At 66.1% G+C, this 24,289-nt stretch carries 20 protein-coding genes, 1 other RNA gene and 1 pseudogene; 15 read left to right on the top strand and 7 right to left on the bottom strand.

The genetic code is table 11. The features are described 5' to 3' along the window. Positions 1-19: 19 nt before the first annotated feature. The 4 genes from AB4Y42_RS16465 to trxA form a co-directional block, all read right to left on the bottom strand. A complete protein-coding gene (locus AB4Y42_RS16465) occupies positions 20-1,576 on the bottom strand; it encodes an MFS transporter (protein WP_368694728.1) in 1,557 nt (518 codons plus the stop codon). Continuing rightward, a complete protein-coding gene (locus AB4Y42_RS16470; protein WP_368686353.1) occupies positions 1,573-2,124 on the bottom strand; it encodes a MerR family transcriptional regulator in 552 nt (183 codons plus the stop codon). The genes AB4Y42_RS16465 and AB4Y42_RS16470 overlap by 4 nt, the downstream gene beginning before the upstream one ends. A 161-nt stretch (positions 2,125-2,285) precedes the next feature. Further along, on the bottom strand, positions 2,286-3,548 hold the full coding sequence (gene rho / locus AB4Y42_RS16475) for a transcription termination factor Rho (protein ID WP_027818379.1): 1,263 nt from the start codon (positions 3,546-3,548) through the stop codon (positions 2,286-2,288). 303 nt (positions 3,549-3,851) lie between these two features. After that, entirely contained in the window at positions 3,852-4,178 is a 327-nt protein-coding gene (gene trxA, locus AB4Y42_RS16480) for a thioredoxin TrxA (protein WP_027818380.1), read from the bottom strand. Between the two features lie 456 nt (positions 4,179-4,634). On the opposite strand from trxA, the gene ffs reads away from it, so the two are divergent. The 5 genes from ffs to AB4Y42_RS16505 all read left to right on the top strand — a co-directional run bounded on the left by ffs (position 4,635) and on the right by AB4Y42_RS16505 (position 9,845). Beyond that, positions 4,635-4,733, top strand: an RNA gene (ffs, locus tag AB4Y42_RS16485) — signal recognition particle sRNA small type. Positions 4,734-4,951: 218 nt separating this feature from the next. Continuing rightward, positions 4,952-7,327, top strand: a complete 2,376-nt coding sequence (gene dnaX / locus AB4Y42_RS16490) for a DNA polymerase III subunit gamma/tau (RefSeq protein ID WP_368694729.1) — start codon at positions 4,952-4,954, stop codon at positions 7,325-7,327. Positions 7,328-7,409: 82 nt separating this feature from the next. Next, on the top strand, positions 7,410-7,736 hold the full coding sequence (locus tag AB4Y42_RS16495; RefSeq protein WP_028204938.1) for a YbaB/EbfC family nucleoid-associated protein: 327 nt from the start codon (positions 7,410-7,412) through the stop codon (positions 7,734-7,736). A gap of 169 nt (positions 7,737-7,905) precedes the next feature. Next, positions 7,906-8,502 carry a recombination mediator RecR gene (gene recR / locus AB4Y42_RS16500; RefSeq protein WP_133184310.1) on the top strand — a complete coding sequence of 199 codons (597 nt, stop codon included), beginning with the start codon at positions 7,906-7,908 and terminating at the stop codon, positions 8,500-8,502. Between the two features lie 71 nt (positions 8,503-8,573). Further along, the gene (locus AB4Y42_RS16505; RefSeq protein ID WP_368694730.1) at positions 8,574-9,845 is read left to right on the top strand and encodes a CaiB/BaiF CoA transferase family protein; all 1,272 of its coding nucleotides are present in this window, start codon (positions 8,574-8,576) and stop codon (positions 9,843-9,845) included. Positions 9,846-9,927: 82 nt separating this feature from the next. On the opposite strand, the gene AB4Y42_RS16510 is transcribed toward AB4Y42_RS16505, so the two are convergent. After that, a complete protein-coding gene (locus AB4Y42_RS16510; RefSeq protein WP_368684043.1) occupies positions 9,928-10,899 on the bottom strand; it encodes an NADPH:quinone oxidoreductase family protein in 972 nt (323 codons plus the stop codon). Positions 10,900-11,168: 269 nt separating this feature from the next. Here AB4Y42_RS16510 and surE point away from each other — a divergent pair, with 269 nt between their 5' ends. The 5 genes from surE to AB4Y42_RS16535 are packed head-to-tail and all read left to right on the top strand — an operon-like array spanning position 11,169 to position 15,848. Next, positions 11,169-11,930 carry a 5'/3'-nucleotidase SurE gene (gene surE, locus AB4Y42_RS16515; RefSeq protein WP_324158963.1) on the top strand — a complete coding sequence of 254 codons (762 nt, stop codon included), beginning with the start codon at positions 11,169-11,171 and terminating at the stop codon, positions 11,928-11,930. Beyond that, positions 11,927-13,000, top strand: coding sequence for a protein-L-isoaspartate(D-aspartate) O-methyltransferase (locus AB4Y42_RS16520; RefSeq protein ID WP_368694731.1), 1,074 nt, complete (start codon positions 11,927-11,929; stop codon positions 12,998-13,000). Before surE ends, AB4Y42_RS16520 begins: the two co-directional genes overlap by 4 nt. Positions 13,001-13,005: 5 nt before the next feature. Next, positions 13,006-13,929 (top strand): peptidoglycan DD-metalloendopeptidase family protein, encoded by a 924-nt coding sequence (locus AB4Y42_RS16525; protein ID WP_368694753.1) that lies wholly within the window; start codon positions 13,006-13,008, stop codon positions 13,927-13,929. Between the two features lie 13 nt (positions 13,930-13,942). Next, a complete protein-coding gene (gene rpoS, locus AB4Y42_RS16530; RefSeq protein ID WP_368694732.1) occupies positions 13,943-15,049 on the top strand; it encodes an RNA polymerase sigma factor RpoS in 1,107 nt (368 codons plus the stop codon). Between the two features lie 19 nt (positions 15,050-15,068). Then, entirely contained in the window at positions 15,069-15,848 is a 780-nt protein-coding gene (locus AB4Y42_RS16535) for a 3'-5' exonuclease (protein ID WP_368694733.1), read from the top strand. Positions 15,849-15,863: 15 nt separating this feature from the next. On the opposite strand, the gene AB4Y42_RS16540 is transcribed toward AB4Y42_RS16535, so the two are convergent. Further along, on the bottom strand, positions 15,864-16,745 hold the full coding sequence (locus AB4Y42_RS16540) for an endonuclease/exonuclease/phosphatase family protein (RefSeq protein WP_368694734.1): 882 nt from the start codon (positions 16,743-16,745) through the stop codon (positions 15,864-15,866). A gap of 278 nt (positions 16,746-17,023) precedes the next feature. Here AB4Y42_RS16540 and rlmD point away from each other — a divergent pair, with 278 nt between their 5' ends. Then, positions 17,024-18,442 carry a 23S rRNA (uracil(1939)-C(5))-methyltransferase RlmD gene (gene rlmD / locus AB4Y42_RS16545; RefSeq protein WP_368686331.1) on the top strand — a complete coding sequence of 473 codons (1,419 nt, stop codon included), beginning with the start codon at positions 17,024-17,026 and terminating at the stop codon, positions 18,440-18,442. Between the two features lie 117 nt (positions 18,443-18,559). On the opposite strand, the gene AB4Y42_RS16550 is transcribed toward rlmD, so the two are convergent. After that, positions 18,560-19,456, bottom strand: a complete 897-nt coding sequence (locus AB4Y42_RS16550; RefSeq protein ID WP_324160750.1) for an outer membrane protein assembly factor BamD — start codon at positions 19,454-19,456, stop codon at positions 18,560-18,562. A gap of 41 nt (positions 19,457-19,497) precedes the next feature. Between AB4Y42_RS16550 and AB4Y42_RS16555 the strand changes: the two genes are divergently transcribed. The 4 genes and pseudogenes from AB4Y42_RS16555 to AB4Y42_RS16570 form a co-directional block, all read left to right on the top strand. Next, a complete protein-coding gene (locus AB4Y42_RS16555; protein ID WP_368694735.1) occupies positions 19,498-20,745 on the top strand; it encodes an RluA family pseudouridine synthase in 1,248 nt (415 codons plus the stop codon). Continuing rightward, entirely contained in the window at positions 20,742-21,611 is an 870-nt protein-coding gene (gene pgeF / locus AB4Y42_RS16560; protein WP_368694736.1) for a peptidoglycan editing factor PgeF, read from the top strand. Before AB4Y42_RS16555 ends, pgeF begins: the two co-directional genes overlap by 4 nt. 508 nt (positions 21,612-22,119) lie before the next feature. Beyond that, positions 22,120-24,072, top strand: coding sequence for a class I poly(R)-hydroxyalkanoic acid synthase (phaC, locus tag AB4Y42_RS16565; protein WP_368694737.1), 1,953 nt, complete (start codon positions 22,120-22,122; stop codon positions 24,070-24,072). 90 nt (positions 24,073-24,162) lie between these two features. Then, positions 24,163-24,289: pseudogene (locus tag AB4Y42_RS16570) on the top strand (acetyl-CoA C-acetyltransferase); the annotation flags it as partial.

Genomic DNA, 24,289 nt, shown 5'->3' on the forward strand with positions numbered 1-24,289 from the left:
CCGTGCGTCTGGATGTCGTTCAGTCGATCTGTTTTTGCCACGCGGCGAAGATCCCGCCGCACACCGCCACGCCGATCAGGAAGTAAAACCCGTCGAGCGAACTCAGAAAGCTCGCCTGCTGCGCGACCATGCGGCTCACTTCCGCGAGCGCAAGTCCGTGCGCTTCGCTCGCGGACAGTCCCATCATCTCGAACGAATGCGTGAGCGCCGCGTAGGTGCTCTGGAACGCCGGGTTGAACGGATTCACGAACTCGGCGAGCCGCGTCTGGTGCTGCGCGAGCCGGTGCTGCTCGACGATGATAACCGTGGCCGTGGCGAACGATATCGTCAACTGCCGGACGATGTTTTTCAAGCGGTAACCGTGCGTGAATTCTTCGATCGCGAAGATGCGGAACGTGAGATTGGCGACGGGCAGCACGATGAAGAGCAGCAGCAGGCCACGCAGCAGCAGCGGTGGGATGAGCCAGGCTTCGCTCGCCTGCGGCGTGAGCCGCGTCATCCAGAACGAGATGAACGCCGACAGCACGAAGCCGGGCACGATGATCCACTTCTTGTGCGTAATGAGCTTCGCGTAGCGGAAATAGAAAAAGAGCGCGCCGGCCGAGATCAGCGACGTGATGCCGGTGAGGTGGCCGGCGTTTTCGACGGGGTAGTTGAAGCCGCCTTCGAGCAGCCGCGAAACGAGGTAGCTGAGCGCCGTGCTCAGGTAGTAGTAGACCATGTAGAGCAGCAGGCCCACCTGAAACGGCTTCTCGCGCAGCGCGTGCAGGCGCATGAGCGGCTTGGGATGATGCCACTGGTGCCAGCCGAACCAGGCGAGCGCCGTGATCCCGACGAGCGTGAGCAGAATGATTTCCGGCGACGCGCTGAACAGTTCGAAGCGCACCTGTTGCATGGCGATCTGCAGCGCGCCCTGCGCAAACGCGAAGATGAGGTACGGCCAGAAGTGCGCTTCGCCGCGCTCCTCGGGCAGCAAGTGGCCCGTATCGGGCAGCGCGAGCAGGGCCAGCACGGCATAGAGGACGCCGGCGGGCGCGGAAAACGCGAACAGGGCGCGCCAGTCGAAATGCGCGACGAGCTGGCCGCCCACGAGCGGCGCGAGCGCGCTGGAGAGCACGATGAGAATGAGGAATGCGCGTGTCGCGACCGGACGCTGCTGCGGCGTGAAGCTGATCTGGATGAGGATGCGGCAGGTGCCCATCATCGGGCCGATGAAGTAGCCCTGAAATCCGCGCGCAAAGGCAAGCTCGATCGACGATTCGCACAGCGCCGCCGCGATCGCGCCGACGGCATAGAGCAGCAGGCAGCTACCCACGTAGCGGCGGTAGCCCATGCGCTCCACCCACCATTGCTGCTGCAGGATGCCCAGAACGGCGCACACGGCGTAGGCGCTCGACGACCAGACGAGCTCGTCGGGCGAAGCGTTGATGCCGCCCGCGATATGGCTCGTGAAGAACGAGAAGATCGCGTTGTCGTAGTAGTCGAGACCGGTCGCGAGGGCGAGCACCCACGGGAAAAAATCGCCGCGCAGGCGCGCCGCGCTGAAGAGCGGCTCGCGGGGCTGGGCCGTGCTCATGCCGGTTCGTCGTCCTCGCGTGCCTTGCCCGAGGGCTCCACCGGCTTGCTGCCCGAAGTCCCCGCGGCCGCCTTGCGGCGCCGCGTGGCGGCGAGGCGCTGCTCGATCAGCTGATCGGACGGCTCCCCCGCGAGGCGCCGCTGCAGGTAGTCGAGGTCGTCGGCAAGCTCCGCGCGCACCGTCTGCGCTTCCTTCAACTCGCGGCGCACGGCCGCGATGCGCGTGTCCAGCGTCTCGATGTGCTGCGCGAGCGCGTCGGCGATCTGCTGGAGCGACTCCTGCGAATAGCGCCGGCGGCCCTCGCCGACCTGTTCGAGCGGCCGCTTGAGCATTTCGGTGATGCCGTGCAGCGAAAAGCCGAGCGCGCGCAGCCGCAGGATGCGCGAGAACTGCTCGAGGTCGTGCTCGTCGTAGAGCCGGTAGCGGCCTTCGCTGCGCGAGGGGCTAACGAGCCCGCGTTCCTCGTAATACTTGAGCGTGCGCGGCGTGACGTTCAGGCGCTCGGCGGCGTCGCGCACCGTGAGCAGCGCCGGGGAATCCTTGGGCATGGGCACTCTTTTTTCGCCGTGGGGCGACCAGAACATGCCGCGCATTATAGTTCAACGTGAACGTTCAGGTACAGGTTGCGGCGTGCAGCGATCCGATGCCGGAAAAGAAAAACGCCCGCGAAGTCGCGGGCGTTTTGCGGTGATTCGAGCGGGCGAGGGCCTTAGCCGCCGCGACGCATCATGTCGAAGAACTCGGAGTTGTTCTTCGTCTGGCGAATCTTGTCGAGCAGGAATTCCATGGCCTCGACTTCGTCCATGTCGTGGATGAACTTGCGCAGCACCCAGATCTTCTGGAGGATGTCCGGCTTGATCAGCAGCTCTTCGCGGCGCGTGCCCGACTTGTTCAGGTTGATCGACGGGTAGACGCGCTTTTCCGCGAGACGGCGCTCGAGGTGCACTTCCATGTTGCCGGTGCCCTTGAACTCTTCGTAGATCACGTCGTCCATGCGGCTGCCGGTTTCGATCAGCGCCGTGCCGATGATGGTGAGCGAGCCGCCTTCTTCGATGTTACGTGCCGCGCCGAAGAAGCGCTTCGGACGTTGGAGCGCGTTGGCGTCCACACCGCCCGTGAGCACCTTGCCCGATGCGGGCACAACGGTGTTGTAGGCGCGCGCGAGACGCGTGATCGAGTCGAGCAGGATCACGACGTCGTGCTTCATTTCGACGAGGCGCTTGGCCTTCTCGATCACCATTTCGGCGACCTGCACGTGACGCGCAGCCGGTTCGTCGAAAGTCGAAGCGATCACTTCGCCCGCCACCGAGCGCTGCATTTCGGTCACTTCTTCCGGGCGCTCGTCGATCAGCAGCACGAACAGGACCACGTCGGGGTGGTTCTGCTTGATGGCGTGCGCGATGTGCTGGAGCATCACGGTCTTGCCGGACTTGGGCGAAGCGACCAGCAGGCCCCGCTGACCCTTGCCGATGGGCGCGATCATGTCGATGATGCGGCCCGTCACGTTCTCCTCACCGCGCATTTCGCGCTCGAGCAGCAGCACCTTGTTCGGGTGCAGCGGCGTGAGGTTCTCGAACATGATCTTGTGCTTCGAGGCCTCCGGCGGCTGGCCGTTGACCTTGTCCACCTTGACGAGCGCGAAATAGCGCTCGCCGTCCTTCGGCGTGCGCACTTCACCTTCGATCGTGTCGCCGGTGTGCAGGTTGAAGCGGCGGATCTGCGACGGGCTGATATAGATATCGTCCGTGCTGGCGAGATACGAGGTTTCCGGCGAGCGCAGGAAGCCGAAGCCGTCGGGGAGCACTTCGAGCGTGCCGTCACCGAAGATCGTTTCGCCCGTCTTGGCGCGCTTTTTGAGAATCGCGAACATGAGTTCCTGCTTGCGCAGGCGGTTCGCATTTTCGATCTCGAGGCCATTGGCCATCTCGATCAATTCGGACACGTGCAGAGACTTGAGCTCGGAAAGATGCATACGGAGAACCCGTCGGGGAGGAGTGCGACGAAAAGAATGGGGGAAAAGAAGCGAGCGGAACCGCTCAAGGACTTTTGGTTGAAACTTTGCTTCAAGCTTGCTTGAAACTTTTATAAGGGCGCCGGTAGACGCTTTATGAATTCTAGCATAGCACACGCCAGAAACCGTCAGGGAAGACCGACAGCAAGTTTCGGCGTGTTTTTTAGGGTGCGTGTTGTCGCGTGACAACACGCACCTTTGCATGGCGCATCCCTTGCTGGCCGGGCGATGCGCCCGGGCGGGGAGGGAAGGCCAGCAAGGAACTTACAGGTGGCTGTCCAGGAACGCGGTGAGCTGCGACTTCGACAGCGCGCCGACCTTCTGCGCGGCCACGGCGCCATTCTTGAAGAGAATCAGCGTGGGAATGCCGCGCACGCCGAACTTCACCGGCGTCGACTGGTGCTCGTCGACGTTGATCTTCGCGACCTGAAGGCGGTCGCCATAATCCTTCGCGACTTCATCGAGAATCGGCGCGATCATCTTGCACGGGCCACACCACTCGGCCCAGAAGTCCAGCAGCACGGGCTTGTCGGATTTCACGACGTCCTGTTCGAACGATGCGTCGCTGATATGCTTGATTTGTTCGCTCATTGTATGAATACCTCTTTCGATTCGAGGCTGAGTAAATTGCTCGCCACGATACACCAAAACTGAAAATTCATCCGGGGCCGCCAGGGCGGCGAGACCGAACCCGAGTCATACGTCCGAATCGCACGCCATTCGCACGCAAACCGCGTGGCCCAGCCGATTGCCGACGCCAGTGTAGCCTAAATCCCTATGCGTTGCCGACGGTGATAGTACTCATGCCGCAAGCAGGGTTTCCGTCCTCCAGGCCACATTCGGCGGGACATTCGGGTCGTGGCGCGAGCATTTTCGCGGGGCCGTTTCGTGCGATTCCTTGTGTTCCTGCACGCTATCTGGAGGCGGTGCGAGCCGTTGCAAGAGGGTATCTTTCCCGGGGCGCACAACGATGCCTGGAGCGGCCCCGCGCGTTTTTTCGCACCGCAGCAGTCGCATTGCCGCGCGACCGATGTTAGAATGCGCCGTGACGGGCCTCCTCGCATGGAGGGGCGGTCAACCTGGTCAGGTCGGGAACGAAGCAGCCACAGCCGTTTTCCGCCAGTGCCGAGGGTCAGGCTCGTCACCTTCCTCTTTTTTCTCCGCTTTCCCCCAGACACGAGATTCACGCCGCGCAATTCACTGCGCGCCGCGGTGCTTCGTTCGTCGTGTTTGTCACGCCTGCATCGCCGCTCTTTTCGTCGTCCGCAATCGCTGGCTCGCGCCATTGCGCGGCGGGCGCGAGCCGGGCATTGGCCGCCTTTCGATTCATCTGGACGCGCGGGCGTTGCTGATACAATTTCCGCATGACCTATCAAGTTCTCGCACGCAAGTGGCGACCGAAGGATTTCGCTTCGCTCGTCGGACAGGAGCACGTGGTGCGCGCGCTCACGCATGCACTCGACGGCGGCCGCCTGCATCACGCGTACCTCTTCACGGGCACGCGCGGCGTGGGCAAGACGACGCTGTCGCGTATCTTCGCCAAGGCGCTCAACTGTGAGACCGGCGTGACGTCGAAGCCCTGCGGCGTGTGCCGCGCGTGCCGGGAAATCGACGAAGGGCGCTTCGTCGATTATGTCGAGATGGATGCGGCGAGCAATCGCGGCGTGGACGAAATGGCCGCGCTGCTGGAGCGTGCGGTCTACGCGCCGGTCGATGCGCGCTTCAAGGTCTACATGATCGACGAAGTGCACATGCTCACGAACCACGCTTTCAACGCGATGCTGAAGACGCTGGAAGAGCCGCCGCCGCATGTGAAGTTCATCCTCGCGACGACGGACCCGCAGAAGATTCCGGTCACGGTGCTCTCGCGCTGCCTGCAGTTCAATTTGAAGCAGATGCCGGCGGGCAATATCGTGGAGCATCTCACGCATATTCTCGGTGAAGAGAAGGTCGAGTTCGAGGCGCAGGCGCTGCGCCTGCTCGCGCGCGCCGCCGACGGCTCGATGCGCGACGCGCTTTCGCTCACCGACCAAGCCATCGCCTATTCGGCCAACCAGGTCACCGAAGAAGCGGTGCGCGGCATGCTCGGCGCACTCGATCAAAGCTATCTGATCCGCCTGATCGACGCGCTCGTGGCCGGCGACGGCGCGAACGTGCTCGCCATCGCCGACGAAATGGCGCTGCGCAGCCTGTCGTTCTCCACGGCGCTGCAGGATCTCGCGAGTCTGTTCCATCGCATCGGCTGGGCGCAGTTCGCGCCTTCATCGGTGCTCGACGAGTGGCCCGAAGCCGACGACATCCGCCGTTTCGCGGAAGCGTTGAGCCCGGAGCAGGTCCAGCTTTTCTATCAGATCGCGACCCTCGGCCGCAGCGAACTCGGCCTGGCGCCCGACGAATACGCTGGCTTTACGATGACGCTGCTGCGCATGCTCGCGTTCGAGCCTTCGGTGAGCGCGGGCAGCGTGGGCAGCGCGCCGGCGTCGAAGCCCGCTGCGGCGGGCACGGGCGCGCGCGTGGCGGCTCCGGTAGCGGCGTCGGCGCGCAGTGCGGCGCCTGTCGTTGCGCAGCCGCTCGTGCCGAAGCCGGCAGCGCCGGTGGCGCAGTCGATTGAAGCCGCGCCCGCGAAGGCGCCCGTTGCCGAGCCGCAAGCGAGCGCGCCTGCGACGGTCGCGAGGCCGGCAGCCGAAGCCCGCGTCGTGCCGCCCTGGGAAGATGAAGGAGAGCCTGCGGCGAAGGAGGGCACAGCGCCGCAAGCTGCGCCCGTGGCCCCGGTCGAACCGGCTGCGGCCGCTCCCGCTGCGCCAGAAGAGATGCAACCTGTGGAGAGCGCGGCCGCCGCGCCCGCGCCGCAACTCGAATCTCCTGAGGAACCGGCCGCCGCCGCGTCCGCGCGTGGTGGTGCAAGCGCTGCGCTCGACGTGCTGCGCAGCAAGGGCATGCGCGTTGCTACGGGCCGTCCCGCTGCCGTTGCCGGCGCGGCTGCCCCGGCGCCCGCGCCGAAGGCCGCACCGCGCATGGAAGTGAAGGTGCCAACGCCCGATCCGGCTCGCCGCGCCGCCGCCGCGCAGGAAGCACAAGCGCGCCAACCAGCGCGCAACGCCAACGCGCAGCAAGACGCTTCGGGCGCGCCGCCGTGGGACGATATCCCGCCTGACGACTACGTGCCGCTCGGCGCCGACGACGCGTACTTTGCGCCGCCCGACGACGGTTTCGTGCCCGCCTACGACAGCGAGCCGTCCGCGCCGCGTGCCGCCGCTGCGGTGCCGACGCCGTCGCCGGCCGTGGTCGACGTGAGCAAGCTGCCGCCGGGCATTCCGCTCGATCCGATCGGTTTCGCCGGCGACTGGCCCGCGCTCGCCGCCACGCTTTCGCTCAAGGGCATCTCGTACCAGCTCGCGTTCAACAGCGAGCTGACGGCGCTCGAAGGCACGCTGCTCAAGTTGAGCGTGCCGGTGCCGCAGTACGCCGAAGCCTCGCAGGTGGCGAAGCTCAAGACGGCGCTCGCCGAGCGTCTTGGCAAAACCGTTGAAGTGAGCGTGGAAGTCGGCCCCGCGCGCCGCACGGCGGCCGCGCTCGACGCCGCCGAGCGCGCCCAGCGTCAACGCGAAGCCGAGCGCGAGATCGGCGCCGATCCCTTCGTGCAGCAACTGATTCGCGACTTCGGCGCGAGCATCGTGCCGGGCTCGATCCGGCCGGTCGCGCCGGATGTCGCATCGGGCGGTACACAGGCCGCCCACTGATTTGCGCCGCGCGGCGCGGCAAGCGTCGCGCGCTGGTGAGCGCATCGATTCGAACGACTACGATCCAGAAGGAGCAGTGACTATGTTGAAAGGCCAACTCGCAGGGCTCATGAAGCAAGCCCAGCAGATGCAGGAAAACATGAAGAAGATGCAGGAGCAGCTTGCCCAGATCGAAGTCGAGGGTCAGGCTGGCGCCGGTCTGGTCAAGGTCACGATGACCTGCCGCAACGACGTGCGCCGCGTGTCGATCGACCCGAGCCTGCTCGCGGACGACAAGGACATGCTCGAAGACCTCGTGGCCGCGGCGTTCAACGACGCGGTGCGCAAGGCCGAAGCCACGTCGCAGGAAAAGATGGGCGGCATGACCGCCGGCCTGCCGCTGCCGCCGGGCTTCAAGATGCCGTTCTAAGGAACGTGGCGCGCTCCGCGTCTGCGTGAGGCAGGCGGGCGCCCGCGCGTCCCGCGTGCCGTGCCGCGACTGGCACGGCTGCGCGGGCGTCATGGCGTCGAAAGCAGCAGGAAGCACCCCGAAGCCGGTTCCGCTTCAAACCCCGTCGCGCATTTCGCGCTGAATCCGCATGAAACAACCTTCCGCTCTCGCCGCTCTCGTCGAGGCGCTGCGCGTGTTGCCCGGCGTCGGGCCGAAGTCGGCGCAACGCATGGCCTACCACCTGATGCAGCACGACCGCGACGGCGCCGAAAAGCTCGGCAACGCGCTCCTGTTCGCGACCGAGAATCTGAAGCATTGCGAGAAGTGCAATACCTTCACCGAAGCTCAGGTGTGCGAAACGTGCCTCGACGAGGAGCGTGACCCGACGCTCTTATGCGTCGTCGAAACGCCGGCCGACCAGATCATGCTCGAACAGACCATGACGTACCGCGGTTTGTATTTCGTGCTGATGGGGCATCTGAGTCCGCTCGACGGCATCGGTCCGAAAGAGATCCATTTCGACCGGCTCGTGAAACGTGCGTCGGACGGCGTAGTCAAGGAAGTCGTGCTCGCCACCAATTTCACTAACGAGGGCGAGGCGACGGCCCATTATCTGGGCCAGACGCTCAAGGCGCGCGGACTCGCCGTCACGCGCCTCGCACGCGGCGTGCCGGTGGGCGGCGAGCTCGAATATGTCGATGCGGGCACCATCGCGCGCGCCATGCTCGACCGGCGCTCGATGTAGCGTCCCGCCAGGCTTCGATCGCGGCGTATGCAACAGGGCGCCGCACGCCGAACAGAACGAAAGGAGACACCATGAGCGCAGCCGCCCCTTCCCCCGATTCCCGGTCGAACGCATCCGCAGCGAAAGGCCCGGGCCCGCTCTCGGGCGTCAAAGTGCTCGAACTCGGCACGCTGATCGCCGGTCCGTTCGCGGCGCGCTTTCTCGGCGAATTCGGCGCCGAAGTCATCAAGATCGAAGACCCCAAGGGCGGCGATCCGCTGCGCAAATGGCGCAAGCTCTACCCGGAAGCGGGCGGCACGTCGCTCTGGTGGGCCGTGCAGGCGCGCAACAAGAAGTCCGTCACGGTGAATCTGAAGGCCGAAGAGGGCAAGGAGATCGTGCGGCGGCTCGCGAAGGAAGCCGATATCGTCATTGAGAATTTCAGGCCAGGCCTGCTCGAAAAGCTCGGCCTCGGCTACGACGTGCTCTCGAAGGAGAATCCGGGCCTCGTGATGGTGCGGCTCTCGGGCTACGGCCAGACCGGCCCGTATCGCGACCGTCCGGGCTTCGGCGCGATTGCCGAATCGATGGGCGGCCTGCGCCACATCACCGGCTATCCCGATCTGCCGCCGCCGCGCATCGGCATTTCGATCGGCGATTCAATTGCCGCGCTGCACGGCGTGATCGGCGCGATGATGGCGCTCCATCATCGCAACATGAACGGCGGCAGTGGCCAGATCGTCGATGTCGCGCTCTATGAGGCCGTGTTCAACATGATGGAGAGCGTGGTGCCCGAGTATGGCGTGTACGGCATGGTGCGCGAGCGCACCGGCGCGTCGCTGCCGGGCATCGTGCCGTCGAATACGTATCCGTGCCGGGACGGCAGCATCGTGATCGGCGGCAACAGCGATCCGATCTTCAAGCGCCTGATGACGGCCATCGACCGCGCGGATCTCGCAAACGATCCGCAACTCGCCCATAACGACGGCCGCGTGCCGCGCACGGCGGAGATCGACGGCGCCATCGCGGCGTGGCTCTCCACGCGCACCATCGACGAAGCGCTCGACGTGCTCAACGCCGCCGACGTGCCCGTGGGCCGCATCTACAGCGTGGCCGACATGTTCGCCGATCCGCAGTTCGCAGCGCGCCAGATGATCCAGCAGTTCCGCTGGCAAGCGCCGGGTGAGAAAGAAGGCGAGGGCGTGGACGTCGCGCTGCCCGCGGTCACGCCCAAGCTCTCGGTCACGCCTGGCGACACGCGCTGGCTTGGTCCCGCACTGGGCGAACATACCGACGAAGTCCTTCAGGCGCTGGGCTATGACGCAGACCGCATTGCACGGTTGCGCGAGCAACAGATCGTCTAGGCCGCATGCCTCATGCAAAACGGCTCGCCGGTGAACATTCGGCGAGCCGTTTTTTTGCGTCGTCCTGCGTGACAGGAAACGTTCAGGGCTCGATCACGATCTTGCCCGTCACCTTGCGCGAGGCCATGTCCTTGAGCGCCTGCGCGGTGTCGGCGAGCTTGTAGCGTTTCGAGACGTACGGCTTGAGTTTGCCTTCGCCGATCCAGCCCATCATCTGCGTGAACGCCGCTGCATTGTGCTGCGGCTCGCGACGCGCGAAATCGCCCCAGAACACGCCGACGAGGCTCGCGCCCTTGAGCAGCGCGAGATTGAGCGGCAGCCTCGGGATCTCGCCATTCGCGAAGCCGACCACGAGATAGCGCCCGCGCCAGCCGATGCTGCGGAACGCCGGTTCCGCATACTCGCCGCCCACCGGGTCGTAGATCACGTCGGGGCCTTTGCCGTCGGTGAGCGCCTTGATGCGCTCGCGCAAGTCCTCGGTGCTGTAGTTGATGGTGGCGTCCGCACCGAAGCGGCGGCAGACTTCGAGCTTCTCCTCGCTCGAGGCGGCCGCGATCACGCGCGCGCCGAGCACCTTGCCGATTTCGACCGCGGCGAGACCCACGCCGCCCGCCGCGCCGAGCACGAGCATCGTTTCGCCTGCGCGCAGCGCGGCGCGATCGACCACGGCGTGATGCGACGTGCCATACGCGAGCGTGAAGGCGGCGGCCGTCGCGAAATCGGCGCCCTCTGGCAGCGCCACACACGCCGATGCGTCCGCAAGCGCCTGCTCGGCGAACGCGCCCGTGCCCACATACGCGACCACGCGCGTGCCGGGCGCAAGCTTCACGCCTTCGCCCGCCGCGCGCACGACGCCCGCGAGCTCGGCACCGGGCGTGAAGGGCAGCGGCGGCTTCATCTGATACTTGTTCTCGATGATGAGCACGTCGGGAAAGTTCACGGCCGCGGCCTTCACGTCGATCACGACCTGACCCGGGCCCGGCACGAGGTCGGGCGAGTCTTCGAGCGTGAGCGAGTCGGGTGGTCCGTACTGGTTGCAGCGGATTGCGCGCATCGTGTCTCCTGTCCTTTCCGGTTCGGTTGCCTGCAGTTGCGTTGGTCATGCATTCGCTACAGCGGGACAGTGTACGGCAATCCGCCGCAATACGAACGATCGTGCGATTTATTTCGCGTCGATGACATGTGCCTTTCGAGCCGTGCCACGGATGCGAATGCGCCCCGGACCGGCGCGTGATTTCGACGTGCAGCCCAGTGCCAGACACGCACCCGCGCATGGGCCGGGCTGTCGTTCGCGTGCCTTCTTTCCTCGGTTACAATCGCTCGATGCGAATACTACTCAGCAACGACGACGGTTATCTCGCCCCCGGCCTTGCGGCGCTTTATGAAGCGCTCAAGCCGCTCGGCGAAGTCACGGTCATGGCGCCCGAGCAGAACTGCAGCGCCGCATCGAACTCGCTTACGCTGTGGCGCCCGCTGTCGGTGTTGCGATCGGCGAGCACCGGCTTCTATTACGTGAACGGCACGCCCACCGACTCGGTGCACATCGCGCTCACGGGCATGCTCGACCAGCAGCCCGACCTCGTGGTCTCCGGCATCAACAACGGCCAGAACATGGGCGAGGACACGCTGTACTCGGGCACGGTGGCCGCGGCGACCGAAGGCATCATGTTCGGCTTGCCGGCCATTGCGTTTTCGCTCGTCGACAAGGACTGGGTGCATCTCGATTCCGCCGCGCGCGTCGCGGCCGAGATCGTTGCGCATTACCTCGCGAACCCGTTGCCGGGTCATCCGCTGCTGAACGTCAACATCCCGAACCTGCCGTACGATGAGCTTGGCGACTGGCGCGTCACACGCCTCGGCAAGCGCCATCCTTCGCAGCCCGTGATCCGCGAGACCAACCCGCGCGGCGAGCCGATCTACTGGATCGGGCCGTCGGGCAGCGCTCGCGATGCGAGCGAGGGCACGGACTTCCACGCGGTAGCGAACGGCCATGTGTCGATCACGCCGCTGCAACTCGATCTCACCCATACGCAAATGCTGTCCGCGACGCACGACTGGGCGCGCAAGGGCGGCAGTGCTTCATGACGGGCGAGCGCACGAAGCGTTTTCCGCTCGGGCTCGCGGATCTCGTCCGCGAGCCGCGCCGGCGCGACGCGCGCCCGGGCGATGCACGCACGTCGCTCGTGGGCGCGGGCAACAGCAGTCCGTCGAAAGCGGGCGCCGGCACGCTCGCGAAGCCCGCTGCGAGTGCGGCCACGAAGGTGGGCACTTCAGCCGTGGCGAAGTCCGTCGCGAGCACGCCGTTCAAGGCGCCGCCTGCTAAGCCGGTCAATGCGAAGCCGGTGAGCGCGAAGCCGGCGAGTTCGATCAAGCCTGCGCATCCTGCCGGCAACGCAGCCGCGCCGCGCGCCGCCATGCCGGGCGGCGCGAGTGCGCCGCGTGCCGCGATGGCGGTCACCGGCGCGCCCGCCGTTGCGCTCAACGGCGCGCATGCGCTGACTTCGGAACGCGTACGCGAACGCATGGTCGAACGCCTGCGTGCGAACGGCATTGCCGACGCGCGCGTGCTCCAGGCGCTCGCGGCCGTGCCGCGCCACATGTTCATCGACCCGGGTCTCGCGACCCAGGCCTACGAAGATGCGGCGTTGCCGATCGGTCATCACCAGACCATCTCGAAGCCTTCCGTGGTCGCGCGCATGCTCGAACTCGCGGGCGCGGGCCGTGTGCTGGAGCGCGTGCTCGAAATCGGCACCGGCTGCGGGTATCAGGCAGCGGTGTTGAGCCAGATCGCACGCGACGTGTATTCCATTGAACGCATCAAGCCGTTATACGAGCGGGCGAAGACGAATCTTCGCCCGCTGCGTATCCCGAATATCCGCTTGCACTACGGCGACGGACGGCTCGGTTTGCCGTCGGCGGCGCCGTTCGACGCGATCGTAATCGCTGCTGCGGGCTTCGACGTGCCGCAGGCGCTGCTCGAGCAACTCGCCATCGGCGGGCGGCTCGTGGCGCCGGTCGCGGTGTCCGGCACCCAGAGTGCCGCCGGCGAAGCGACGCAGGTCCTCACGCTCGTCGAGCGTACCGGGCCGGCGCAGTGGCGGGAGTCACGCCTGGATCGCGTTTTCTTTGTCCCCTTAAAATCTGGAGTGATCTGAATCCGATGAGTATGTTGCGCGCGATCAAAAGAAACCGCCTGAATGTCGACCTGCCCGAAGCCACGCTGATCGCAGCCCAGCGCGGCGCCGCGGTCGCCGCGCTCTGTCTTCTGGCCGCCTGCGCCACGCGACTCGATCAGGCACCCGTGGTGGACCGCACCGCGCCGCTCGGCACGGCAGCCGCACAGCCGCCGGTGCCGCTCGGGCCGCCGCCTCCGGGATATTACCGGGTGAAGCCGGGCGACACTCTCTATAGGATTGCGCTCGAAAACGGCCAGAATTATCGCGACATCGCGACGTGGAACAATCTCACCAATCCGAACCAGATTGAGGTGGACCAGTTGTTGCGCGTCGTGCCGCCGGGTGCGAATCCGTCGGCATACACGCCGGGTGTCGTGACCGCGCCGGTGCCGGGCGTGGGCGCGGCGCCGGGCGCTCCGGCAGCGGGGACGCCGGCGCAGCCGCCGATCTACGGCTCCGGTGCGAACGCAGCGCCGCCGATTGCCGCCGTGCCGCCGCAACCGGGTGCAAGCGGCGGCGACATGGCCGCGGCGCCGGGCGGCAACATTGCGCTCGCGTGGCCGGTGCGTGGTCCGGTGCTCAACGGCTTCGACGACACGAAGAACAAGGGCATCAATATTGGTGGTGCGCCGGGCGATCCTGTCAAGGCAGCCGGCGATGGACGCGTGGTTTATGCCGGAAATGGGCTGCGCGGTTACGGCAATCTCATTATCATCAAGCATGACGCGACGTTTTTGACCGCGTATGCACACAACCGGACTTTGATGGTAAAAGAAGGGGATGCGGTCACCAAAGGTCAGAAGATCGCCGAAATGGGCAATACCGACTCGGACCGGGTGATGCTGCATTTCGAAGTACGCCGTCAGGGTAAGCCCGTCGACCCACTGAAGTACTTGCCGCCGCAATAAAAGCGAGCCGACCATGCCGAAATCGAAGCGCCGTCTGCAGCAATCCGAGTCTGACAGCCAAGCCGCCCAGGTTTCGGTGGAGGACGGCGCGCAGGCGGGCGACGACGATGCGTCGCCCGACCTCGACGGCGGCCGCGACTACGAAGAGCGCGAGGAGCGTGAAGAGCGCGATTCGCAGTCCGACGAAGGCGGCTCGGGCGAGGGCGCCGAAACCGCCGAGGCCGCGCCCGACGCCGACGATTTCCGCGCCATGCTGCAGGCCGAACTCACGGCCGACACCATCCAGCATTATCTGAACCGGATCAGCGTGAAGCCGCTCCTCACGGTCGAGGAGGAGCAGCGCTATTCGCGGCTCGCCAAGGCCGGCGAGTTCGAAGCGCGTCAGGTCATGATCGAGCGCAATCTGCGCCTCGTCGTCAGCATTGCCAAGGGTTACCTCAATCGCGGTGTGCCGCTGCTCGACCTGATCGAGGAGGGCAACCTCGGCCTCATGCATGCAATCGAGAAGTTCGATCCCACGCGCGGCTTCCGCTTCTCGACGTATGCGACCTGGTGGATCCGCCAGAGCATCGAGCGCGCGATCATGAACCAGGCGCGCACCGTGCGTTTGCCGGTGCACGTGATCCGCGAGCTCAACCAGGTGCTGCGCGCGAAGCGACATCTGGAGAAGAACTCGCTCAACGCCGATTCGGCCTCGGAGCGGCGCGACGCGAGCATCGACGACATCGCGTATCTCACCGGCAAGACCACCGAGGAAGTCACCGACATTCTCGCGCTCAACGAACACACGGCCTCGCTCGACGCGCCGCTCGACCTCGACCCGGCCAGCAGCCTGCTCGACCTGCTCTCGGACGACCAGAGCCAGTCGCCCGACGCCGAAGTGCAGCATCGCGAGCTGGAAACGCTTACACGCGCGTGGCTCGGCCGGTTATCCGATAAGCATCGCCACGTCATCGAACGGCGCTTCGGGCTGAACCATATCGAGCCCGCCACGCTCGAAGAGCTGGCCGACGAAATGGGCCTCACCCGCGAGCGCGTGCGGCAGATCCAGCAGGAAGCGCTGGTGCGCCTCAAGCGCTTTTTCGCTTCGAACGGCGTGCGCAAGGACGCCGTTCTCTAAACCCTCGCAGTCCATCTGAATGACAGTTCCTGTACTCGTATTCGACATCGAGACGATTCCCGATGTCGACGGCATTCGCCGTCTCGACGATCTGCCCGCCACGCTCGCCGACACCGAAGTCGCCGAGCACGCCTTTGCCGCGCGCCGCGAGAAGACCGGCAGCGATTTCCTGCCGCATCACCTGCAGCGCGTCGCCGCGATCTCGTGCGTGTTTCGCGATGGCCAGGGCTTTCGCGTGCGCTCGCTCGGCACGCCCGAAGACGGCGAAGCGCGCCTGATCGATTCGTTCTACCGCACGATCGAGAAGTACTCGCCGCAGCTCGTGTCGTGGAACGGCGGCGGCTTCGACTTGCCGGTGCTGCACTATCGTGCGCTGGTGCACGGCATTCGCGCGGTGCGCTACTGGGAAACGGGTGAAGAGGACCGCGAGTTCAAGTGGAACAACTACCTTAGCCGCTACCACACGCGTCACACCGACCTGATGGACGTTCTCGCGATGTACCAGCCGCGCGCGAACGCGCCGCTCGACGCGCTCGCGAAACTCTGCGGTTTTCCTGGCAAGCTCGGCATGGACGGCGGTCAGGTGTGGACCGCGTTTCAGGAAGGCCGCATCGAGGAGATCCGCAACTACTGCGAAACCGACGTGGTCAACACGTATCTGCTCTATTGCCGGTTTCAGATGATGCGCGGCGGTTTCACAGAGCGCGAATATGCGGATGAGATCGAGTTCGTGAAGCAGTCGCTCGCCGCGGAAACCGCACCGCATTGGGGCGAGTATCTCAAGGCGTTCGCGAGCTAGGCACGGCGCCGTCTCTCAGCCGAGTTCGAGCACGATCGGCTGATGATCGGAAGCCTGGGTCGCGCCGTCTATCTCGCAGCTTCGCAAACGTGGGCGCAAATCCTCCGTGACGAAGACGAAGTCGCACGCGAGCGGGCCGTCCGACCATTGCTGCGTGTCGTAGACGCCGGCCGTCGGCGGCGGCGTCGCGCCCGCATGCAGCGCGGTCCACGCGTCGATGAAGTCCGGGCTGCCCGCGAGCGGTTCGAGCATGCGTGTGTACGCCTCGCTGCCCCACGCGCTGTTGAAATCGCCGCAGACGATCGCGGATAGCGGGCGCGCGGTGCGGGCGAACGGGCCGACATCGTTTTCGGCGGGCGCGGGATGCGCCGCGTGATCGGCGGCTTCCTGCTGCAGGCGCCGCAACTCGTCCACTTGCGCGAGCCGCTGGCGCAGCGAATAGAACTCCAGATGCGTGACCAGCACGCGCAGCGCACCGCCCGGCGCGTCGAGCACGGCTTCGAGCGCCACGCGTTGCATCGAGGGTGCAGTGGAGTCGGCGGGCCACGGCAGGGCGTGGCGAAAAACCTGCGCGACGGCCAAGCGCGTGACGAGCGCGTTGCCGAACTGGCGGCGTGCCCACTGCGTCGTGCCTGGATTGGAGGCTTGCGCGTCACGCAGCGCAGGCAAGTCGGCGCCGATCGCTTCGATGACCGTATAGCCGGGCAGCAGCGAGCGCAGTTCGGCGAACTGATCGTCGCCGGGACCACCCGGCAGCGCCCGGAAGCCGCGCGTGATCTCCTGCAGGCATAGCACGTCGAAGTCGGCGAGGCGCTGGGCCTCGCGCACCGTGCGCGCGAGATCGACGACGCCAGAAGCGTCGCGGCCCCACTGCACATTCCAGCTCACCAGTTTCATCGGCACGCTCCTCGCATGGCGCGGCGGCGATTCCCGCACGCACGTTTAACCCTAGCCTGGTTTTTCGTGGCGTGTTGTATGACGAATGCGCAGGCGGCGGCGCATACGGGGCGCAACGCGCACGATCGCGGCGGTTCGAAAACGGCAGCGACGGAGCGCGGGCGCCGACTTCGACTACAATCTCGCCTTCGCCCACAATTCACTCATCGTCAGTCAGGAATCCGCTGGTGTCTCAAGCTGCCCCCGACCCTCAAGCCGAGCCTGCCCAGGCCGAGCCCATGCCGTCCACGCCCCCGAAAAAGCGCAGCAAGCGCGAGCGCCGCGCCGAAAAGCGCGCCGCCATCGAAGCTTCGGTCGCTCATGCCCCCATTCTCGAGATCGAGTCGCTCGACATGGAGGCCCGCGGCGTTGGCCGCACCGTGACCGAGACGGGCGAGCCCGGCAAGGTGATCTTCGTCGAGGGCGCGTTGCCGGGCGAGCGCGTGACTTACCTCAGCTACCGCAAGAAGCCCACCTTCGAACAGGCGCAGGTGGTCGATGTGCTGCGCGAGAGCGCGATCCGCACGAAGCCGCAATGCGCGTTCTTCGGCACCTGCGGCGGCTGCTCGATGCAGCACCTCGACGTGCGTGCGCAGATCGCCGTCAAGCAGCGTGTGCTCGAGGACAACCTCATGCACCTCTCGAAGGTGCGCTCGGAGACGATGTTCCGGCCGATTCACGGGCCGTCGTGGGGCTACCGCTATCGTGCGCGCCTCACCGTGCGCAACGTCCCGAAGAAGGGCGGCGTGCTGGTCGGCTTCCACGAGAAGAAGAGCAGCTACGTGGCCGACATGACGAGCTGCGAAGTACTGCCGCCGAACGTCTCGGCGATGCTCGTGCCGCTGCGCCATCTGGTGGCCGCGCTGTCGATTCGCGATCGCATGCCGCAGATCGAGCTCGCCGTGGGTTCAAGCGTGACGGCGCTCGTGCTGCGCATTCTCGAGCCGCTCACGGCCGCCGACGAAGACCTGCTGCGCGCGTTCGCGGACGAGCACAACGTCCAGTTCTGGCTGCAGCCGAAGGGCCCGGACACGGTGTTCCCGTTCTATCCGCTCGACAAGGCACTGGACTACACGCTGCCCGAATACGGCATTCGCATGCCGTTCAAGCCGACGGACTTCACCCAGGTCAATCACCAGATCAACCGCGTGCTGGTGGGCCGCGCGCTGCGCCTGCTCGCACCGGAGGCTGGCGACCGCGTGCTCGATCTGTTTTGCGGCATCGGCAACTTCACGCTGCCGCTCGCGCGTCTCGCGCGCGAAGTGGTGGGGATCGAGGGCAGCGATACGCTGACGGCCCGCGCACTGGAAAATGCGCGCGCCAATGGCGTGGACGGCCACACGTCGTTCGCCTGCCGCAACCTGTTCGAAGTCACCGCCAACGACCTCCGCGCACTCGGTCACTTCGACAAGTTTCTCGTCGACCCGCCGCGCGAGGGCGCGTTCGCCGTTTCCCAGGCGCTCGCGGAAATCGCGCAGAGCGGCAATGGCCCGCTGCCCAAACGCATCGTCTACGTGTCGTGCAGTCCCGGGACGCTGGCGCGCGATGCGGGCGTGCTCGTCAACGAGGCCGGCTACCGGCTCAAGGGCGCGGGCGTGGTCAACATGTTCCCGCACACGTCGCACGTCGAATCGATCGCGCTGTTCGAGCGCGATTGAGCAAGCGCGCGGCACTGCAGGCGCCTGGCCAACGCTGCCGCCGCTGAAGCCAAAAAAACGCCACGGGAAACCGTGGCGTTTTGCTTTGCAGCGTGCCTCAGGCTACAGGCGCGGCGATCACCAGATCTGCCACCAGGACTTGTTTTCCTTGCCGGGGCGCGCGTGACCGGTGATGTACGGGCTGTCCGGGAAGGTGCCGGCGAGCACGCGGCGCGTGTCTTCGGCAAGCTGCGGCTGATCGAGCTTCTGGTACGACAGGATCATGATGTGCAGCGCGTCTTCGATTGCCGGCGCGCTCTTGTAGTCCTGAATCGCGAGCTGCGCGCGGTTGATGGCCGCCACATAGGCGCCGCGGCGATAGTAGTAGTCGGCCGCGTGCACTTCGTGCGAAGCGAGCGCGTTCACGATGTAGCGCATACGCTGGGCGGCGTCAGGCGCGTACTTGCTCTGCGGATACTTGTCGACCACGACCTTGAACGCGTCATACGACTCGCGCAGCGACTTCGGGTCGCGCTCGCTCATGTCCTGGCCCGAGAAGCGGCCGAACAGACCCAGGTCGTCGTTGAAGTGGATCATGCCCTTGAGGTAGTACGCGTAGGCAACGTCCGGGTGATCCGGGTGCAGCTGGATGAAGCGGTTGATCGCCTGGTCGGCGGCGTCGTTCTCGTTGTCCTTCCAGTTGCAGTAGGCCACGTTGATCTGCGCCTGCTGGGCGAAGTGGCCGAACGGGTCGCGGCCCTGGAGTGCTTCAAAGTATTTCGCGCACTTGCCCCAGTCGCCGCCGGAGAGCGCGTCCTGGGCCTCCGTATATAATTTGTTGTTGTTCCATGCTGCCGTTTCGTCGGTCTTTTCCGGCAGGCCGTGGCAGGCCGCGACCACGGCGAGCGCCGCGCCGCAAGCAGCAAGTCGAATCATGTTGCCAATCTTGCCGAGCGTGTTTGCTCGCGTCGCGCGCATTGCGTTTCGGGCCACCGCGTGTTGGGCCAGTTTCGTAATCGTGTTCAAGGCTCGCATTTATCCAGTCCAGCTTCAGGTCCACAGGTGACCCAGACTCAATGACCCGTACAGTTATTCCGGGGGCCGGCGCTCCCGGCGCCCAAAACAGCATCAGAGATTATAGCCTGGGCGATGCGCCCGATGACGCAGCCGCCAGTGAGGGGCTCGACGACGAACTCGCAGGCGAGGACGCCGGCGTCGCCCCGCGTGCGCGCGGCGACGAAGCCCCGCGCTCGGTTCAGGTGCCAGATGAGCTCGCGGGCGAGCGCCTCGACAAGGTGCTCGCCAAAGTATTTCCGGAATTTTCACGCAGCCGTTTGCAGGGCTGGATCGAGGAGCAGCGCGTGCGCGTGGACGGCAAGCCGGCCAAGGTGCGCCAGCCGGTGCCGCTCGGCGCGACCATCGAGCTCGTGCCGGACCTGCTGCCCGAGCAGCTCGCGTTCACGCCCGAGCCGGTGCCGCTCGACATCGTCTACGAGGACGACGCCATCGTCGTCATCAACAAGCCCGCCGGGCTCGTCGTGCATCCGGCCGCGGGCAACTGGAGCGGCACGCTCCTCAACGGTCTCCTGCATCGCTATGGCGAATCGGCGGCGGGCCTGCCGCGCGCCGGGATCGTCCATCGGCTCGACAAGGAAACGTCCGGGCTGATGGTCGTCGCGCGCACGCTCCAGGCGCAGACCGACCTCGTGCGCCAGCTGCAGGCGCGCACGGTCAAGCGCCGCTATCTCGCGCTCGTCTGGGGCAACATGGCCGACGAAGGCACCATCGACGCGCCCATCGGCCGCGACCCGCGCGAGCGCACGCGCATGGCGGTGGTGAAGGGCGCGTCGGGCAAGCCCGCGCGCACGCACTTCCGGCGCATCGACAAGACGCTCTGGCACAACCAGCCCGTGAGCGCGATTCATTGCGACCTGGAAACGGGGCGCACCCACCAGATTCGTGTGCATTGCGCGCACATCGGCCATCCGCTGCTCGGCGATCCGGTGTACGGCCACGCGCGCGGCAAGCGCTCGGTTGCGGCGCTGCCCGATGGCTTCGCGCGCCAGGCGCTCCACGCATGGCGTCTCGGCCTCGTTCATCCGGTCACGGGCCGCACGATGCAATGGCGCGCCGACGTGCCCGACGACCTGGACGCGCTGATCGAGGCACTCGGCTTCGGCGGCGAGGAAGGCGAAGACGAAGCCGGCTTCGATGAAGACATGTTCGACAGCGCCTACACCGACGAAGGCTACGTGATCGGCAGCGACGAGGAAGATTACGAAGACGACGAAGACGACGAGCAAAATGAGGACAAGCCCGCATGACGACCTGCCCGGAACTGACATCCGACGATTTGCTGCACCCCGACTGGCAGGTTGCGCCGCGCGTGCGCGCGCTGGTGACGACGCGCGACGGCGGCGTGAGCGCGCCGCCATTCGGGCGCTGGCAGGCGGCGCAGGGCGGTGAGGGCATGGATCTGCCCGGCGGGCTGAATCTCGGCCGCGGCTCCGGCGACGATCTCGCGCACGTCGAGGCGAACCGCGAGCGGCTCTTCGCGCATGCGGGCGTGCCGGCCGCATGGCTCAAGCAGATCCACGGTCCCGTCGTGGTCGACGCCGCTCAGGCGCTCGCCGCCGCGCGCGCGGGCGCCCCGCTCGAGGCCGATGCGAGCGTGACCGCCGAGCCCGGCATCGCCTGCACGGTGATGGTGGCCGACTGCATGCCCGTCTTGCTGTGCGACGGCGCGGGCCGCGCCGTGGGCGCCGCGCACGCGGGCTGGCGCGGGCTGGCCGCGGGCGTCATCGAGCGCACGGCCGAGCGCGTCGCCGCGCTCGCGGGCTGTGCGACGGCCGACCTGCATGCGTACCTCGGCCCCGCGATCGGGCCCACGGCCTTCGAGGTCGGCGCCGACGTGCGCGACGCGTTCATGACCCATGTGGAGCAGGTCGACGCGGCACGACGCGATGCCCATCGTGCCGCCACCGCGGCGGCCTTCGTGGCGCGCCCCGAGGCGAGCGGCAAATACCTCGCCGATCTTCCCGCGCTGGCACGGCTGCGGCTCGATACGCTCGGCGTTCGCCACGTGAGCGGCGGCGACCTCTGCACCGTTACGCTGCGCGAGCGCTTCTACTCGTACCGGCGCGATCGCGTCACCGGCCGCATGGCCGCACTGATCTGGCTCAATCCCTGACGTTGCCGCGACGCGCCGCCGCCGTGATGCAGCGCGGCGGCGCGTGGCGAGCCAGACGATTTTATGTTGCACTGCAGCTATTCCCGCAACGCACTGCGCGCCACTCACGGCGCATTGGCTCCCCGATTCCCGCATTGCACTGCAAGCGCTTGCCGCGACGGCGGATTTTCGTGCGCCAGACCGCAGCAATGTGTCGCGGCAGTTAAACAATTGATTACATCGGGAAAACGATAATTAAAAAAATATCGCAGCGCGGCAAAATCGGGCACAAGCATTGACACGCTTTGCTATGGGGAGCAAGAATGTCCTTCACCCACGGGACAGGTCGTGACGAGCGCCGCAATAGCGCCCGTGTGCGTACCACCTGCCTCTCAACCAGTCCTTCGGGACACATCGGTCAAAAGCAGGCATGACGGCATCTCAACGTTCCAAGACTGCCCCGGGCACGGGCGCTTCAACTGATGGTGCAACGCGCGGCAACCCGCCGTTTGCTCCCGACGCAGCCGGCATGCAGCAGTATCTCGACGCGTGGACGAACGCCTGGCAGAGCGCCCTGAATGCTGCGCAGCAAACGGGCGGCGCGGCGCAGCAAGCGCCCTTCGCGGGACTCGCGGCCAACTGGTGGCCGTCGGCGGGCAACGGTGCGCCGGGTAATCCCTTCGGCGCGGGCAATCCCTTTGCCTCAGGCAATCCTTTCGCTGCGTCCAACCCCTTTGCAGCCGGCAATCCCTTCGCCGCGGGTAATCCCTTTGCCGCGGGCAATCCCTTTGCCTCAGGCAATCCTTTCGCTGCCGGCAGTCCTTTCGGTGCAGCCAATCCGTTCGGTGGCGCAAACCCGTTCGAAGGCTTCAGGCTGCCCACGGCGTCGATCGAACCCACGCGGCTGCAGCATCTGCAGGCGGAATACTCGCGCGACGCGCTCGACCTGCTGCGTCAGGCCACCGACACCACGCCCAAGGCGCCCGAACTCAAGGACCGGCGCTTCAGCTCCGACGCCTGGAAGGCCACGCCCGCGTACGCGTTCACGGCGGCCTGGTATCTGCTCAACGCGCGCTACCTGCATGAACTCGTCGACGCGATCGATACCGACGCGAAAACGCGCGAGCGCATTCGCTTCGCCGTGCAGCAGTGGACCGCGGCGGCCTCGCCCAGCAACTTCCTTGCGCTCAATCCCGACGCGCAGAGCGCCTTGCTCGAAACCCACGGCGAGAGCCTGCGTCAGGGCGTGATGAACATGCTCGGCGACATGTCGCGCGGCAAGATCTCGCAAACCGACGAATCGCGCTTCGTGGTGGGCCACAATCTCGCGACGACCGAAGGTTCGGTCGTGTTCGAGAACGCGCTGTTCCAGCTGATCCAGTACAAGCCGCGCACGGCCACCGTGCGCGAGCGGCCGCTTCTGATCGTGCCACCGTGCATCAACAAGTACTACATCCTCGACCTGCAGCCCGAGAACTCGCTCGTCGCCTATGCGCTGGAGCAGGGGCAGCAGGTGTTCCTCGTCTCGTGGCACAACGGCGACGCGTCGATCGCGGACCGCTCCTGGGACGACTACATCGAAGAGGGCGTGCTCACGGCCATCGAGACGACGCGCAGCATCAGCGAGCGCGAGCAGATCAACACGCTCGGTTTTTGCGTGGGCGGCACGCTGCTCGCCACGGCGCTGTCCGTCGCGGCGGCGCGCGGCGAACATCCCGCCGCATCGATGACGCTGCTCACCGCGATGCTCGACTTCGGCGACACGGGCGTGCTCGACGTGTTCGTCGACGAAGCCCACGTGCAGATGCGCGAGCAGACCATCGGCGGCAAGAACGGCGGCACACCGGGGCTCATGCGCGGCGTCGAGTTCGCGAACACGTTCTCGTTCCTGCGGCCCAACGATCTGGTCTGGAACTACGTCGTCGACAATTATCTGAAGGGCCGTACGCCCGCGCCGTTCGACCTGCTGTTCTGGAACAGCGACTCGACGAGCCTGCCGGGGCCGATGTACGCGTGGTATCTGCGCAATACGTACCTCGAAAACAAGCTGCGTGAGCCGGGTGCGCTCACGGTGTGCGGCGAGGAAGTGGATCTGTCGCGCATCGACGTGCCGACCTTCATTTACGGCTCGCGCGAGGATCACATCGTGCCCTGGCGCACGGCGTATGCGTCGGTGCCGTTGCTGTCCGGGCCGTTGAAATTCGTGCTTGGCGCGTCGGGCCATATCGCGGGCGTGATCAACCCGGCGTCGAAGAACAAGCGCAGCTTCTGGAGCATCGAGGCCGACACGAAGCATCTGCCCGAAGAGGCCGACGACTGGTTCGCTGCTGCCGAGGAGAAACCCGGCAGCTGGTGGCCGACCTGGGCCGAATGGCTCGATCAGTACGGCGGCAAGAAGGTGAAGCCGCGTGCGCAAGCCGGCTCGGCGGAATTCCCCGAGATCGAGCCGGCGCCGGGGCGTTATGTGCAGCAGCGCGATTGAGGCAACTGGAACGCTTGCTGCGGAGTTCGGATTAACAACTTGACGGGCGGGGCGCATGGCGCGCCACCAAGTCGCCCGGAGGATCTGGAAATGACTGACATTGTGATCGTTTCGGCCGCACGTACGGCAGTAGGCAAATTCGGCGGCTCGCTCGCGAAGGTGGCGGCGCCCGACCTGGGCGCGATCGTCATCAAGGCCGCGCTCGAGCGCGCGGGCG

Origin of the sequence: Paraburkholderia sp. EG286B, from assembly GCF_040965655.1 — a bacterium.
Taxonomy (GTDB): domain Bacteria; phylum Pseudomonadota; class Gammaproteobacteria; order Burkholderiales; family Burkholderiaceae; genus Paraburkholderia.